The organism is Mesorhizobium sp. M0062 (assembly GCF_040323125.1).
In the GTDB taxonomy this organism is placed as follows: domain Bacteria; phylum Pseudomonadota; class Alphaproteobacteria; order Rhizobiales; family Rhizobiaceae; genus Mesorhizobium.
Window position 1 is genome coordinate 1 of sequence record NZ_JAMYUO010000018.1, and the last position, 14,342, is coordinate 14,342.

12 protein-coding genes are annotated in these 14,342 nt (G+C 63.1%); 4 read left to right on the forward strand and 8 right to left on the reverse strand.

Going from position 1 to position 14,342, the window contains the following annotated elements; translation table 11 throughout:
* Window positions 1-144 precede the first annotated feature (144 nt).
* Window positions 145-2,340 carry a catalase/peroxidase HPI gene (gene katG / locus NKJ64_RS20400; RefSeq protein WP_352463225.1) on the reverse strand — a complete coding sequence of 732 codons (2,196 nt, stop codon included), beginning with the start codon at window positions 2,338-2,340 and terminating at the stop codon, window positions 145-147.
* 140 nt (window positions 2,341-2,480) lie between these two features.
* On the opposite strand from katG, the gene NKJ64_RS20405 reads away from it, so the two are divergent.
* Entirely contained in the window at window positions 2,481-3,404 is a 924-nt protein-coding gene (locus NKJ64_RS20405; RefSeq protein ID WP_352463226.1) for a hydrogen peroxide-inducible genes activator, read from the forward strand.
* A gap of 28 nt (window positions 3,405-3,432) precedes the next feature.
* Here NKJ64_RS20405 and NKJ64_RS20410 read toward each other — a convergent pair whose 3' ends face one another.
* From NKJ64_RS20410 to NKJ64_RS20435, 6 genes are all read right to left on the reverse strand, one after another.
* Window positions 3,433-3,972, reverse strand: coding sequence for a DUF4411 family protein (locus tag NKJ64_RS20410; protein ID WP_352463252.1), 540 nt, complete (start codon window positions 3,970-3,972; stop codon window positions 3,433-3,435).
* The gene (locus tag NKJ64_RS20415; RefSeq protein WP_352463227.1) at window positions 3,944-5,152 is read right to left on the reverse strand and encodes an ImmA/IrrE family metallo-endopeptidase; all 1,209 of its coding nucleotides are present in this window, start codon (window positions 5,150-5,152) and stop codon (window positions 3,944-3,946) included. The genes NKJ64_RS20410 and NKJ64_RS20415 overlap by 29 nt, the downstream gene beginning before the upstream one ends.
* 193 nt (window positions 5,153-5,345) lie before the next feature.
* Entirely contained in the window at window positions 5,346-7,106 is a 1,761-nt protein-coding gene (locus tag NKJ64_RS20420; protein ID WP_352463228.1) for an AMP-binding protein, read from the reverse strand.
* Window positions 7,107-7,340: 234 nt separating this feature from the next.
* On the reverse strand, window positions 7,341-8,042 hold the full coding sequence (gene hisG / locus NKJ64_RS20425; protein ID WP_023695113.1) for an ATP phosphoribosyltransferase: 702 nt from the start codon (window positions 8,040-8,042) through the stop codon (window positions 7,341-7,343).
* A complete protein-coding gene (locus tag NKJ64_RS20430; RefSeq protein WP_352463229.1) occupies window positions 8,039-9,157 on the reverse strand; it encodes an ATP phosphoribosyltransferase regulatory subunit in 1,119 nt (372 codons plus the stop codon). The genes hisG and NKJ64_RS20430 overlap by 4 nt, the downstream gene beginning before the upstream one ends.
* Before the next feature lie 178 nt (window positions 9,158-9,335).
* A complete protein-coding gene (locus tag NKJ64_RS20435; protein ID WP_352463230.1) occupies window positions 9,336-10,973 on the reverse strand; it encodes a histidine--tRNA ligase in 1,638 nt (545 codons plus the stop codon).
* A gap of 203 nt (window positions 10,974-11,176) precedes the next feature.
* Between NKJ64_RS20435 and NKJ64_RS20440 the strand changes: the two genes are divergently transcribed.
* Window positions 11,177-11,419 (forward strand): hypothetical protein, encoded by a 243-nt coding sequence (locus NKJ64_RS20440; RefSeq protein WP_023738275.1) that lies wholly within the window; start codon window positions 11,177-11,179, stop codon window positions 11,417-11,419.
* A 137-nt stretch (window positions 11,420-11,556) separates the two neighbouring features.
* On the opposite strand, the gene NKJ64_RS20445 is transcribed toward NKJ64_RS20440, so the two are convergent.
* Window positions 11,557-12,195, reverse strand: coding sequence for a DNA-3-methyladenine glycosylase I (locus tag NKJ64_RS20445; protein WP_352463231.1), 639 nt, complete (start codon window positions 12,193-12,195; stop codon window positions 11,557-11,559).
* 209 nt (window positions 12,196-12,404) lie between these two features.
* Here NKJ64_RS20445 and NKJ64_RS20450 point away from each other — a divergent pair, with 209 nt between their 5' ends.
* Window positions 12,405-13,148, forward strand: coding sequence for a L,D-transpeptidase (locus NKJ64_RS20450; protein WP_352463232.1), 744 nt, complete (start codon window positions 12,405-12,407; stop codon window positions 13,146-13,148).
* A 271-nt stretch (window positions 13,149-13,419) separates the two neighbouring features.
* Window positions 13,420-14,340, forward strand: a complete 921-nt coding sequence (locus NKJ64_RS20455) for a bifunctional 5,10-methylenetetrahydrofolate dehydrogenase/5,10-methenyltetrahydrofolate cyclohydrolase (protein WP_023670547.1) — start codon at window positions 13,420-13,422, stop codon at window positions 14,338-14,340.
* The last annotated feature ends 2 nt before the right edge of the window (window positions 14,341-14,342 follow it).

The following is a 14,342-nucleotide window of genomic DNA, read 5'->3' on the forward strand; positions in this document are numbered from 1 at the left end:
TGTTTTTCTGGGGGCCGCGTTGGCGGGGGCGCTATTTGGGGGGCGCGCGCCAAATGCCCCCATTCATAAAATCTCCTTTTTTCCCACCCCTCAAAAACCTCGGGGCGGGCGCCGGCCCCCCCCCCCTTCGTTTGGGAGGTTGTATCAGGCAGCGATGTCGAAACGGTCGGCGTTCATCACCTTGGTCCACGCCTTGACGAAATCGCCAACGAATTTCTGCCCGGCATCCGCCGACCCGTAGACCTCGGCCAGCGCGCGCAGCTGCGCATGCGAGCCGAAGATCAGGTCGGCGCGTGTGGCGGTCCACCTGACTGCCCTGGTCTTGCGGTCGCGTGCTTCATAGACCTCATGCGAGCCCGGCTCGGAGGCCGGATCCCAGATGGTGCTCATCGAGAGCAGGTTGACGAAGAAGTCGTTCGTCAGCGTGCCCGGCCTGTCGGTCAACACACCATGCTTCGAGCCGCCGGTGTTGGCGCCGAGCACGCGCAGGCCACCAACCAGCACCGTCATCTCCGGCGCCGTCAGGTTGAGCAGTTGCGCCCGGTCGACCAGCATGGCTTCGACCGACATCGGCGGTTTGCCCCTGACATAGTTGCGGAAGCCGTCAATTTTCGGCTCGAGCGCCGCAAAGGAATGGACGTCGGTCTGCGCCTGCGAGGCGTCGGTGCGGCCGGGCGTGAAGGGAACCTTCACCGCATTGCCGCCATCCTGCACCGCTTTCTCGACCGCGGCGACGCCGCCGAGCACGATGAGGTCGGCCAGCGAGACCTTCTTGCCGCCTGCGTTGAACTCGTTCTGGATGGCTTCGAGCTTCGCCAGCACGGTGGCCAGTTCGACAGGCTGGTTGACCTCCCAGTCCTTCTGCGGCGCCAGACGAATGCGCGCGCCATTGGCGCCGCCGCGCTTGTCGGAGTTGCGGAAGGTCGAGGCCGAGGCCCAGGCGGTCGAGACCAATTGCGAAACGCTGAGGTCCGAAGCCAGGATCTTGGCCTTCAGCAATGCGATATCCTGGTCGCTGACCAGCTCATGGTCGACGGCCGGAACCGGATCCTGCCAGATCAGCTCTTCCTTCGGCACCAGCGGGCCGAGATACCGCACGACCGGCCCCATGTCGCGATGGGTGAGCTTGTACCAGGCACGGGCGAAGGCATCGGCGAACTGCTCCGGATGCTCGTGGAAGCGGCGCGAGATCTTCTCATAGGCCGGGTCGGCCCGCAGCGCGAGGTCGGTGGTCAGCATTGCCGGCGCATGACGCTTCGAGGGATTGTGCGCGTCCGGCACCGTAGCCGCGCCAGAGCCGCCCTTCGGCGTCCACTGATGGGCCCCGGCCGGGCTCTTGGTCAGCTCCCATTCGAAGTTGAAGAGATTGTCGAAGAAGTTGTTGCTCCACTTGGTCGGCGTCGTCGTCCAGGTAACTTCGAGGCCGGACGTGATCGCATCGCCGGCAATGCCGGTGGCATGCTTGCTCGACCAGCCGAGGCCCTGCGCCTCGATGCCCGCGCCTTCCGGCTCGGCGCCGACCAGTGTTGCATCACCGGCGCCATGGGTCTTGCCGAAGGTGTGGCCGCCGGCGATCAGCGCCACGGTTTCCTCATCGTTCATTGCCATGCGTCCGAAGGTCTCGCGGATGTCGCGGGCCGAGGCCAGCGGATCCGGCTTGCCGTTCGGCCCTTCCGGGTTGACGTAGATCAGGCCCATCTGCACCGCGCCGAGATGGCCGTGCAACTCACGGTCGCCGGAATAGCGCTTGTCGTCGAGCCACTTGGTTTCCGAACCCCAGTCGACATCCTGCTCGGGCTCCCAGACATCGGCGCGGCCACCGGCAAAGCCAAAGGTCTTGAAGCCCATCGATTCCAGCGCGACGTTGCCGGTGAGAATCAACAGGTCGGCCCAGGAGATCTTGCGGCCGTATTTCTGCTTGACCGGCCACAGCAGCCGGCGCGCCTTGTCGAGATTGGCGTTGTCCGGCCAACTGTTCAGCGGCGCGAAACGCTGCTGGCCCGCACCGGCGCCACCCCGGCCGTCGCCGATGCGATAGGTGCCGGCGCTGTGCCAGGCCATGCGGATGAACAGCGGCCCGTAATGGCCGAAATCGGCCGGCCACCAATCCTGCGAATCCGTCATCACCTTGTGCAAATCCTCGATCACCGCGTCGAGGTCGAGCGTCTTGAACTCCGCGGCGTAGTCGAAAGCTTCGCCCATCGGGTCCGAAAGGCTCGACTGCTGGTGGAGAACGCCGATGTCGAGCTGGTTCGGCCACCAGTCGCGGTTGGTCCTGGCGGAGGTTCCATGCGCGACCGGGCATTTGCCGGCGCTGTTGTCGTCGGTCATCGCGTCCATCTTGGCCTCCGAATTGCTGATTTATGTGTTGTTTTTTCCGGGCCGGCCGGGAGCCGCGCCACTCTGGAATGGTTCCAGACTAAGCCGTCTCTTCGATAAAAACAAATTGCCTTTCCTGTTTGTTGCGATAGGCTTTCCTTATGATTGGCTTGACCGTGCGGCAGATGCAATATTTCGAGGCTTTGGCGCAAACGCTGCATTTCGGCCGCGCCGCAAAACTCGCCGGCGTCAGCCAGCCGGCGCTGTCCGCGCAAATCGCCGAGATGGAGCAAAGGCTGAACTGCCGGCTGTTCGAGCGCGGCGGCAAGACGGTGCGGATGACGGAAGAGGCGCAAGCGCTGCTGCCACGCATCGAGCGCATCCTGCGCGACATCAGTGATGTCGAGACGACGGCCCGGCGCGGCCGCCCGGCCATGGAAGGCCGCTTCCGGCTGGGCATCATCCCGACCGTGGCGCCGTATCTTTTGCCGCATGTGCTCCCGGAGCTGAAGCGGCATTTTCCGTCCCTGCAGCTCGAACTGCGCGAAGCAGTGACGGCATCACTGGTCGAGGACACGGCAACCGGACGGCTCGACGCCTTCATCGCCGCGCTGCCGCTCGAGCAGCCGGGCCTGGTCACCGAGGAACTGTTCGCCGACCGCTTCTTCCTCGCCGTGCCAGCCGGAGATCCAGCCTTCGCCTCGCCACCGGTGCCGCCGGAAAGCCCGGCGCTGGAGCGGTTGATGCTTTTGGAGGAAGGCCACTGCCTGCGCGAACAGGCGCTGGCCCTGTGCGGCAGCGTGCGTCCCGTAGCGATGGCAAGCTACGGCGCCACCAGCCTGACGACGCTGCTGCAGATGGTGGCGCATGGTCTCGGCGTCACGCTCATCCCCGAAATGGCGGCAAGGCCGGCCAGCGCCATGCCGGACCTCAAGATCGTGCCGTTCCAGGAGCCAATGCCGCAACGCACGATCTGCCTCGCCTGGCGCCGCAACAAGGTGCGGCATGATGAGTGCGTCGAGTTGGCGAAGATCATTCGCGGGCTGGATGGGGCGGTGCTGGGGTGTGAGGGGCTTGCACACTAGGTCGATGGATGAAGCGATGAGCTATGCTCTAAACGCGGTCACGCCATTTGGTCGAGAAATTGAGCTCTCGAACTAGCAAGAAACTATCACCCCATACCACATGCATTTGGTTGCAGACATCAGGAATTCTGCGATTTGCACGTTGTGCTGCCGGTTTTGAAACTTCGGTCGTGATAACCGTCCGGACATCCGGAGCAAACATGGCATACGATATCAGAAAAGGATCACGTCCGATCTTGATGATTTCGGCGTCGGTAAGGTCATGGGCATAGCCGTTCGCCAAGACATCTTGAACCCGCCCGACATCGGCTTCTTCCTCGAGGCAAAGCGCATTCTTATTGTCTTTGTCACCAAGCCATTGAGCCAGGTCGTCTGTACCCCCTACGATTTCCTCGAGGATTTCGACGGGAATCTTGATTGCACCTTGTTCACCCCAATGCAGCAACCAGTCCCAGAACTCGGGCACGCGATCAAATGCGTAATACGAGTTCTTGGCGGTGATTAGGACGTTGGCATCGAGGAGATAAATCGTTACCCCCTCAAGCTGCGCGGCCAGAGGTGCCAGCAGTCGACAACCCCGTCAGAGCGTAAACGTTGGTCGGCTTAACGCCCAAGATTCGACTCGCCATAGATGGCGAGAGAACGCCCTCGGCAAGCATCCGCCCAGAAAGGGCCACTAGTCGGTTACCCAGCCTATGCCGTCGGACTACATAATAATCGGGTCCGTTCTCGTTCTCCTTATTTCGCTCTCGCGCGGTCGCCCGGTTCTGAAGCCACAAGCGGCGAAAGATGCCACTAATCTCGGCCCACACTTCGCGCGAAATAATGCCCTCGCGAAACAGCTTATAGTTGACTGCAGAATGGCTCACGCGCCAAGCCTCAGCGAGCTGCCTTATTCTAGCGATGACTTGTTCGGTTGGCGCGCCGCGCAAAGCGTCCTCACGACCAGCTTCACCTTCGGGCATGAGGATTTGGCCAGCAACGTCGTTGCAGAATACCTCGACTGCAGTGGAAGGATTTGCGCCGCTGATTCCCGTGCGGCCGATCCAGATATGCGCCAATTCATGCAGCAGTGAAAAAGACCACGCTGCTTCACTATCCTGATCGTTTATGACGACGAAAGGCGCGATAGGATCCGCCAAGGCAACCCCACGAAAAAGCTCAACGTCAAGAGCACTGTGGTGACTTCCAAGATTCCCAATCAACAGCACGAAGACACCGATTTGTTCGGTGAGGTTCCTCAAATAAGCGAAGGCGTCATTTCGGCCACCCCGCCTGAATTGAGTAAGATTGAAACTAAGAGCGTCCTTAATTTCCTTTGCTAGTGCCTTGGTACTGCCATTAGCGTCGAAGCTTCCGACGAAAGACAGCTTTTTTGCCTCGTCTTCAACTTCGAGCAGGGAGCGAACCATCTCTTGTCTTGCCCTAACTTCGCGCAGCAAAGCATCAACTAATGCCTCGTCTCGCCGAGCATAATCCACCGGCAAGGTGCGGAAATCCTCACCACGCTCCGCCCGCTTAGGGGGTGCGGGCAGATAGAACGCAAGCAACGGGCGCCGGTAGTGTTTTGCCATCTTTAGGAGCAAGGGCCGGGAAGGTTCGCCATCGCCATTTTCCAACGCCGCAAGACGATCTGGACCTGCGACAGAACGCGTGTCCTTGAGGCCCAGCCTTTTTGCTGCACCTTCGAGATCGAACCCGGCCGTTTCGCGGGCCCACTTTAGCACGTCAGGATTGACGCTTGGCATTCCTCACCTTTGTTGAGCCGGTCATGTTTCCCGGCACCATGGTACAACCTGCAAGCAAACGCTTCGTTACGAGGTGGTCATATATTTAGGAAGTGGTCAACGGTTTCGCCCTGAGGGGAAATCGCCAATACGCTACCGATAACGACCATTGTCAGCGGCAATCCAGTCTCGTAACGCAGGCAATTAGATCACCCTACGCCGTCTTCTGCACCACCAGCCCCAGTTCCTCCACCATCGCTTCCCGCATCAGAAACTTCTGCGGCTTGCCCGTCACCGTCATCGGCAGTTCGGTGCGGAAGCGGATGTAGCGGGGGATTTTGTAGTGGGCGATCTGGCCGGCGCAGAAATTCTTGATCTCCTGCTCGGTCGCGATCTGGTTGGGCTTCAGCACGATCCAGGCGCACAGCTCCTCGCCATATTTGGCGTCGGGAATGCCGAACACCTGCACCTCCTTGACCTTGGGATGGCGATAGAGAAATTCCTCGACCTCTCTGGGATAGACGTTTTCGCCGCCGCGGATGACCATGTCCTTGACCCGGCCGACAATGTTGCAATAGCCCTCGGAGTCGATGGTGGCGAGATCACCGGTGTGCATCCAGCCATCGCTGTCGATCGCCTCGCGGGTTTTTTCCGCGTCGTCCCAATAACCCTTCATCACGGAATAGCCGCGGGTGCACAGCTCCCCGGGCGTGCCGATTGCGACGGTGGCGCCCTCGGCGTCGATGGCCTTGACCTCGACATGCGGATGGATGCGGCCGACAGTGGAGACGCGTTTTTCCAGCGGATCGTCGACGCTGCTCTGGAACGAGACCGGGCTGGTCTCGGTCATGCCGTAGGCGATGGTCACCTCTTCCATATGCATCAGCGTCACCACCTTCTTCATCACCTCGATCGGGCATGGTGAGCCCGCCATGATGCCGGTGCGCAGGCTGGAGAGATCGAAGCTGGTGAAGTCGGCGTGGTCAAGCATGGCGACGAACATGGTCGGCACGCCGTAGAGGCCGGTGCAGCGTTCCTGCGCCACCGCCTTCAGCGTCGCGCCGGCGTCAAAACCCTCGCCAGGAAACACCATGGTCGCGCCCTTGGTGACGCAGCCCATCGTGCCCATCGACATGCCGAAGCAGTGGTAGAGCGGCACCGGGATGCAGAGCCGGTCGTCGACGGTGAGCTTGATCGCAGCGGTGACGAAATTGCCATTGTTGACGATGTTGGTGTGGGTCAGCGTCGCGCCCTTGGGCGCGCCCGTCGTGCCTGATGTGAACTGGATGTTGATGGCCTCGCCCGGCTTCAGCCCTTCGGAGATGCGGTCGAGGCTGTCATGCTCGTCGCGGCCGGCCATCGACAGCACATCGGCGAAATTGAACATGCCGGGCGAGTTGTCGTCGCCCATGCTAATGACGATCTTCAGCGTCGGCAATTTCTGCGCCTTGAGCTTGCCGGGGGTGGCCTTGGCGAGCTCCGGCGCCAGCGTCTCGATCATGCCGAGATAGTCGGAGGTCTTGAAACTGGCGGCGGTGACCAGCGCCTTGCAGCCGACCTTGTTGAGGGCATATTCCAGCTCCGTCAGCCGGTAGGCCGGGTTGATGTTGACCAGGATCAGGCCGATGCGAGCGGTGGCGAATTGGGTGACCAGCCATTCCCAGCGGTTGGGCGACCAGATGCCGACACGGTCGCCTTTTTCGAGGCCGAGCGCCAGGAAGCCGGCGGCGAGCGTATCGACCGTGTCCGACAATTCGCTCCAGGTGAAGCGCTTGTCCTGTCCGACGAAGACGGCAGCATCCTGCGTGGCGTATCTGCCGACCGTGTCGGAGAAAAGCTGAGGGATCGTCTTGTCGAGCAGCGGCACCGAACGGTCGCCCGACACATGTGCCCGGCCGTCGAGCGGAGCGATGAACGCCCTGCCGCGCCCGCGCAGATTGGTGGCGTTCTTGAGCTCGTCGAGATTGATCGCCATCGCCGTTTCCTCCCGGGATATGGCGAGCCTATCAGCCTGATGGGATGGTGGAAAGTAGAGGCGGTTCCCCTCCCCCTCGCGGGGAGGGTGCCTCGCGAAGCGAGGCGGGTGGGGTCCTCGGCGAAGTGCTCGACTTCCTTGGTCACGGTCGACCCGGCTTGGGTGGTCTCGCGTCGAGCACTGCCGGAGCGACCCCACCCGTCCATCCGCCTTTGGCGGCTGTCCACCCTCCCCTCAAGGGGGAGGGAGCGCGCTCATCTTCGCGGCTATTTCCCGCACTAGCGCCTCATCCGCAGCAGCACGATCTTTCCTGGCAGCCACGAGGCAGGCCTGCGACTTCAGCACAACCCCATCGGCCAGCACCTTGAGATGGTTGGCGCGCAGGGTCGAGCCGGTGGTGGTGATGTCGACGATGACGTCGGCGAGGCCTGCCGCCGGTGCGCCTTCGGTGGCCCCGAGGCTTTCGACGATGCGGTAGACCTGGATGCCGTGCTTTTGCGAGAAGAACTGCTGCGTGAGCCGCCAGTATTTGGTTGCGATCCTCAGTCGCCTGCCGTGGCGCTGGCGGAAATCGGCGGCGACATCGTCGAGATCGGCCATAGTATCGACGTCGAGCCAGATGCCGGGCACCGCGACCACGACATCGGCATGGCCGAAGCCGAGGCGAGCGACGATTTCGGCGCGCGCCTCCCAGTCGGCGAGGTTTTCGCGCAGCAGATCCTCGCCGGTAATGCCGAGGTCGACCGAACCTTGCCCAATCTCGCCGGCGATTTCGGACGCCGACAGGAACGCCACCTCGATGCCCTCGGCGCCGTCGATGCGGGCGCGGTACTGGCGCTCATCGCCGGGCAGGCTGACGGCAAGCCCGGCCCTGGCCAGTACCTCCAAGGCCTGCTCCTTGAGCCGGCCTTTCGATGGGATCGCCAGCGTGATCATTGCGGCTCTCCCCGCAGCGCTTCGATGCGGTCGAGCCAGACAGAGAAGCCGACGCCGGGGATCGGCGTCTTGGCGCCGAGCAGGGTCAGCAGCCGGTCGTAGCGACCGCCGCCGGCCAGCGGCCGCTCGCCACCAAGTGCTGCGATCTCGAAGACGATGCCGGTGTAGTAATCCAGCGGACGGCCGAAGGCAGCGTCGTAGCGGATCGTCTTTGCAGGCAGGCCATGTGCCTCGATGGCTTTGGCGCGGGCGGCGAATTTTTCGAGCGCCGCGCCCAGAGAAAGCCCGGCAGAGGCCGCAAAACTTTCGAGCGCAGCACTCGAGCCGTCGAGCGGCACGTCAATGGCGAGAAAATCCCTGAGCGCCGCAAACGCTCCGTTCGACAGCCGCACGCTGCGCAATTCGGCCTTTTCGATCAGCCGCCGGGCAATGTCGGCGGGCGCGCGTCCGCCGGATGCCAGCAGGCCGGCCTCTTCCATGCCGCCGGCAATGTGGGCGGAAAGCGCTTCGAGATCGCCATCGAGGACAAGGGCCGCGACTTCGCCGTCAAGCTGACCGTTGCGTGGCGGGTTGGCGAGATCGGACAACGCTGCCTGCAGCATCGGCGCCGAACCGAAGGCGCGCGCAAGTCGCATGCGCCAGCCGCGCGGCAGGCCGAGGGCCGCCAGCACCGCCTCGAAGATGGTCTGGTCGCCGAGCGTGATCGCCAGAGGTTGCGCCGGCAGCACCAGCTGCAGCAGCGCATGCGCATCGGCCAGCGAACGCGCATCGGCCTTGGCCGTGTCGCGGTCGCCGAGATCCTCGATGCCGGCCTGAAAGAACTCGTTGCCGCCCTCGCGGCGCTGGCGGAACACTTCGCCGAGATAGGAATAGCGGCGCGGCGTGCCGGCCTGCGAGGCGATGTGGTCGAGGCAGACGGGGATGGTGAATTCGGGACGAAGGCACAGCGTCTTGCCGGTCTCGCTTTCGGTGAGAAAGATGCGGCGGCGCAGATCCTCGCCGGCCATATCGAGGAATGGGTCGGCCGGCTGCAGCACCGCCACCTCGACCGCATGGGTGTTGCGGGTGGCGAAGAGCTTGGTGATTTCGGATGCGATGGCGGGATAGCGAGTCATCGGCTGGTTGGGTGCGAGGCACCCCCCTCTGGCCTGCCGGCCATCTCCCCCTCAAGGGGGTAGATTGGCAGCTTGGAGCGCAGCGCCTCTTCTTCAACGCCGGAGATTGGCGAAACCATGCGCGACATCCAATCTCCCCCCTTGAGGGGGAGATGGCCGGCAGGCCAGAGGGGGGCGTTCAAGCGCCACCCTTCGCACGGTCAGCGGCCTGCGCAGCCAAAATCTTCTTCACCTCGGCGACCAGCTCAGCCTCCGCCACCGTGACCTGTGCCGGCCTTGCGGCGCGCCATTCGGCGTTGTCGGTGATCTCTGCCGACATGCGCGCGCCTTCGATCAGATCCTTGATCTGCAGCTCGCCCTTGGCGCGCTCGTCGCCGCCCTGGATAACGGCGACCGGGCTGCCGCGGCGGTCGGCATATTTCAGCTGCGCCTTCATGCCGGCGCCGCCGAGATACATTTCGGAGCGGATGCCGGCGGCGCGCAGTTGCGCGACCATCTTCTGGTAGCGGCCGAGGCTTTCGGTGTCCTTGTCCATCACCAGCACGACGACCGGCGCGATGACATCGGTGCTGTCCAGCTTGCCGAGGTTCTTCAGCGCCGTCATCAGGCGGGAGACGCCGATCGAAAAGCCGGTCGCCGGCACCGGCTCGCCACGGAAGCGCGAGACCAGCCCGTCATAGCGGCCGCCACCGCCGACCGAACCGAAGCGCACGATCTGGCCGTCTTCGTTGGGGATTTCGGCCAGAAGCTCGGCCTCGAAAACCGGGCCGGTGTAGTATTCGAGGCCACGCACGACGGAGGGATCGATTGCAACTCGGTCATCGTAGCCTGCCGCAACTAACATCTTTCCGATATCGAACAACTCGTTGTAGCCATCGAAGCCACTTTGAGTTGCGTTGGCATCGCCACCAAATTTGAAGAAAGCGGAACGCAGCACACCTAACGGCAGCGAATAGCAGCCAGCTTCTTGAGCTTGGGCAGCTAGGAGGTCTAACTCGTTAGGTTTCCTATAAACTGGCTCGTCGGGTGATAAACCGACATCTGCTACTGTACGCCCTTCAAAGCAGGCAAACAGAAATTCAAACTTATCAATCTGCCCCTCATTCAGTCCGGCGCCCTTGGCGAAATCGCCATCCCCTTCCTTGCCGCCGTCCCACCGTCCTGGGCCAAGCAGGAGCCTCACGCCTTCCGGTCGGAGCTTGTCCAGCTTGTCGATGGCGCGCAGCACCGTCAGCCGGCGGCCGGCATTCTCATCGCCGCCAAGGCCAATCGCCTCCAGCACGCCATCCAGGACTTTGCGGTTGTTAACGCGGATGACGTAGTCGCCGCGTTTGATGCCGAGCGCTTCCATCACGTCGGCCATCATCATGGCCATCTCGGCATCGGCCGCGACCCCCGGCGTGCCGATGGTGTCGGCGTCGAACTGCATGAACTGGCGGAAGCGGCCCGGGCCGGGCTTTTCATTGCGGAACACCCAGCCGGACCGGTAGCTGCGATAGGGTTTTGGCAGCCGCTCAAAATTCTCGGCGACATAGCGCGCCGTCGGCGCGGTCAAATCGTAGCGCAGCGACAGCCACTGCTCGTCATCGTCCTGGAAAGAAAATACGCCCTCATTAGGCCGGTCCTGGTCGGGCAGGAACTTGCCCAGCGCATCGGTGTATTCGATCAGGGGCTGGTCGGCCGGCTCGAAACCGTAGAGCTCATAGACCGAACGGATCGTCGCCATCATCTTCTCGACGGCGCGGATATCGTCGGCGCTGCGGTCGGCAAAGCCGCGCGGCAGCCGCGCTTTCGTCTTTTCCGATTTGTCGGCCATGGGATGGGTCTTTTCGCTAAGTAATCGATGACTTGTTTGGAGTCGGCGTGTCCTAACCGAAGCGGCTTGGTGCGGCAAGGGTTTGCGCTCTTTCCTTCTCCTTCGAAACAAAACGCACCAAAAGGAAACAATTCCGCCATCGGCGCGGCATCGTGCCGACACAATCAGAGCCGATAAGCGCGCCGAAACAAAGGGTTGGGGCCATGACTGCGGCACGCAAATTCGATATCAGAGACGGCGGCTTGCATGAAGTCCGGCTGCGGCCGGCCGAGAGCCGTGCGCATGTGACGGCGAGCCCCGGTCCGTTTGAGGTCACTGCCGACGAGCGCAAGGGTTCCACCGTGCGCGAGGCGCTGATGACTGGATTGCTGGTGATTTATCCGGCCTTTGCGGCACTGGCGGCGATTGTCGCCGGGCTTTTTCTGACGGGCGCCAGCGGGACGTGAGTTCCTTACCCTCCCCCTTGTGGGGAGGGTCGACGCGTAGCGTCGGGGTGGGGGTGCGGCGCCAAGATACCCCCACCCGCGCCTTCGGCGCGACCTCCCCACAAGGGCCCACAAGGGGGAGGTCGGGGGACAGCGCCCTACTTCGGCCTCTTAAAGGCCTTGCGTTCCTTCTCCACCTGCTCCCGGCACACGCACCCTTCGAGATGGTCATTGACCAGGCCCATCGCTTGCATGAAGGCATAGACCGTCGTCGGTCCGACAAAGCTCCAGCCGCGCTTTTTCAACTCCTTCGAAATCCTGATCGAAACCGCTGTCGTTGGGTTGGCGCGCAGGTGGGCGAGGTCGACGATCTCCGGCCGCTCGTCCGGCCCCGGCTCGAACTTCCAGAACCAGGCGGCCAGCGAACCGAACTCGTCGACCATTTCCCACGCCCGTTTGGCGTTGTTGATGGTCGAGACGATCTTGCCGCGGTGACGGATGATGCCGGCATTGGCGACCAAGCGCTCGACATCCTCGTCGGTGAAGGCGGCGACCTTGTCGAAGTCGAAACCGGCGAAGGCCTCGCGGAAATTCTCGCGCTTGCGCAGAATGGTCAGCCAGGACAGGCCGGACTGAAAGCCTTCCAAGCAGATTTTTTCGAACAGCCTGCGGTCGTCGGCGACCGGCCGGCCCCATTCATGGTCGTGGTAGTGCAGATAGTCCGGCAGATTGCCGTGCCAGAAGCAGCGCGTGATCCCGTCGGAGCCGGTAAGCAGTCCGGTGTTGTCTTGCGCCATGGCCGATCCATCCGTTAACGCGCTTTCGCGCTGCATTTACCACGGCTTTACCAGATTCCTGAACCCGGCGGTAACCACACCAAAAGGTTTACTGACAAAGCGGCATTTTACGCATTCCGATTCATGTTTCGGTTGCCGCTTCGCGCCAAGGATCGCGCAACCGGGGGCAAGTTCCGCCTCCGTCCGTTCGACGATCAAGGTGCGTTCCGATGAAGATCTTTTTGCGTTCCGTGCTCGGCGCCGTGGCCATTCTGGCCGCCGGCGTCACCTCGTCTGCCGCCAACGACCGCTATGCCGAAAGGCCGCCGGTGATGGTGAGCCCCGACCTTTCCGCACCCTGGGTGCTGCAGCTTGGCCGGGCGCCCGGCATCGTGCGGCAGAGCCGACAGGTGGTCCAACAGCCGCGCGTTCGCTATGCGCAGCCGGCGCGACCCGATCGGGTTCGCACTGCTTCCGTGCAGGCGCCGGTCAAGCGCGTGGTGATGCGGCCGCAGATCAATCCGCTCTATCTGCCGCAGGAAGTCGCCTATGACGGCCCACAGAAGCCGGGCACGATCGTCATCGATACGACGCAGAACTTCCTGTTCCTGGTCGAGAAGAACGGCAAGGCGCGGCGCTATGGCGTCGGCACCGGCAAGCCTGGGTTCGAATGGTCTGGCACGCACAAGATCACCAACAAGCGCGTCTGGCCGGACTGGCGCCCGCCAGCGGAGATGATCAAGCGCGAGGCTGCCAGGGGCCGCTACCTCCCGACCTATCTGGCCGGTGGCGAAGAGAATCCGCTCGGCGCCCGCGCGCTCTATCTCGGCACGACGGAATACCGCATCCACGGCACCAACCAGCCATGGACCATCGGCGGCTCGGTATCTTCCGGCTGTATCCGCATGCGCAACGAGGACGTGGTTGACCTTTACGAGAGGGTCAATGTTGGAACGACCGTGGTCGTGATATAGTCGGCTACCGAATCATCTGGTTCAGAAGGCTAGACCTTCAGGGATCGGGAAGAGTTTACGGGGGACGGGCCGTGTGGGGATGCGGCCAGTCAGGAAAGGGCAGCCCGGGAAACCGCGCTGCCCTTTCTCTTTGCGGCTATAGCTGAGCCAGGCTGCGCCAGAACGTCGCGCCAGGGGGATGACGGTTCGCTTTCACGCTGCCTTGCCGCATTTCCCCTGCTATAGGGACGGCCAAACTCCCCTGCGCCAAACTCGCTGCAAAGGTTCAGCCATGTCTCCGCCAGACGATAGCCGCTATCTCCGGGGCGGCCCGGTCGCCCAGCGCATCATGGCATCCGTGCGCGAGGATGCCGCCATCGCCACCGCCGAAGGTTTTCCGCCCAAGCTGGTGTCGATCACCGTCGGCGATACCGCTGCCGTCGATGTCTATGTGCGCAACCAGCGCGCCAAGGCCGCGCTTGCCGGCATCGGTTTCGAGGAGCGGCGGTTCCCCGCCGACATCAGCGCCGGCGAACTCGAGGCGGCGATCCACGGCCTGAACGCCGACCCGCGCGTCACCGGCATCATCATCCAGCGGCCGGTGCCGGCGCATATCCCGATCAAGACGCTGCAAGCGGCGGTGCATCCACTGAAGGACGTCGAGGGCATGCATCCGGCGTCGATCGGCAATATCGTCTACAACCAGCTCGACCTCGCGCCTTGCACGGCTGCGGCCTCGGTCGAGCTGCTCAAGGAAACCGGCCTCGACCTCAAGGGGCTCGAAGTCGTCGTCGTCGGCCATTCCGAGATCGTCGGCAAGCCGATTGCCTTCCTGCTGATGAGCGAAGGCGCAACGGTGACGGTGTGCCATCACATGACGCGCTCGGTGGCGGCACATGCGCGCCGCGCCGATGCGCTGTTCGTCGCCGTCGGCAAGCCGCGGCTGATCAAGGCCGACATGGTGAAGCCCGGTGCGGCCGTCATCGACATCGGCATCAATTCCGAGATCGGCCCGGACGGCACGAGCCGCATCGTCGGCGACGTCGACACCGAGAGCGTGAAGGAAGTCGCGTCCTGGATCACGCCGGTGCCGGGCGGCGTCGGCCCGATCACTGTGGCGATCCTCTTGCGCAACACAATGGTCGCGCTCAGCCGCCAGCGCGCGCGCTACCAGGCGACGTATGGCGTGGTGGACCGGCTGGCAGCGGAATAGCT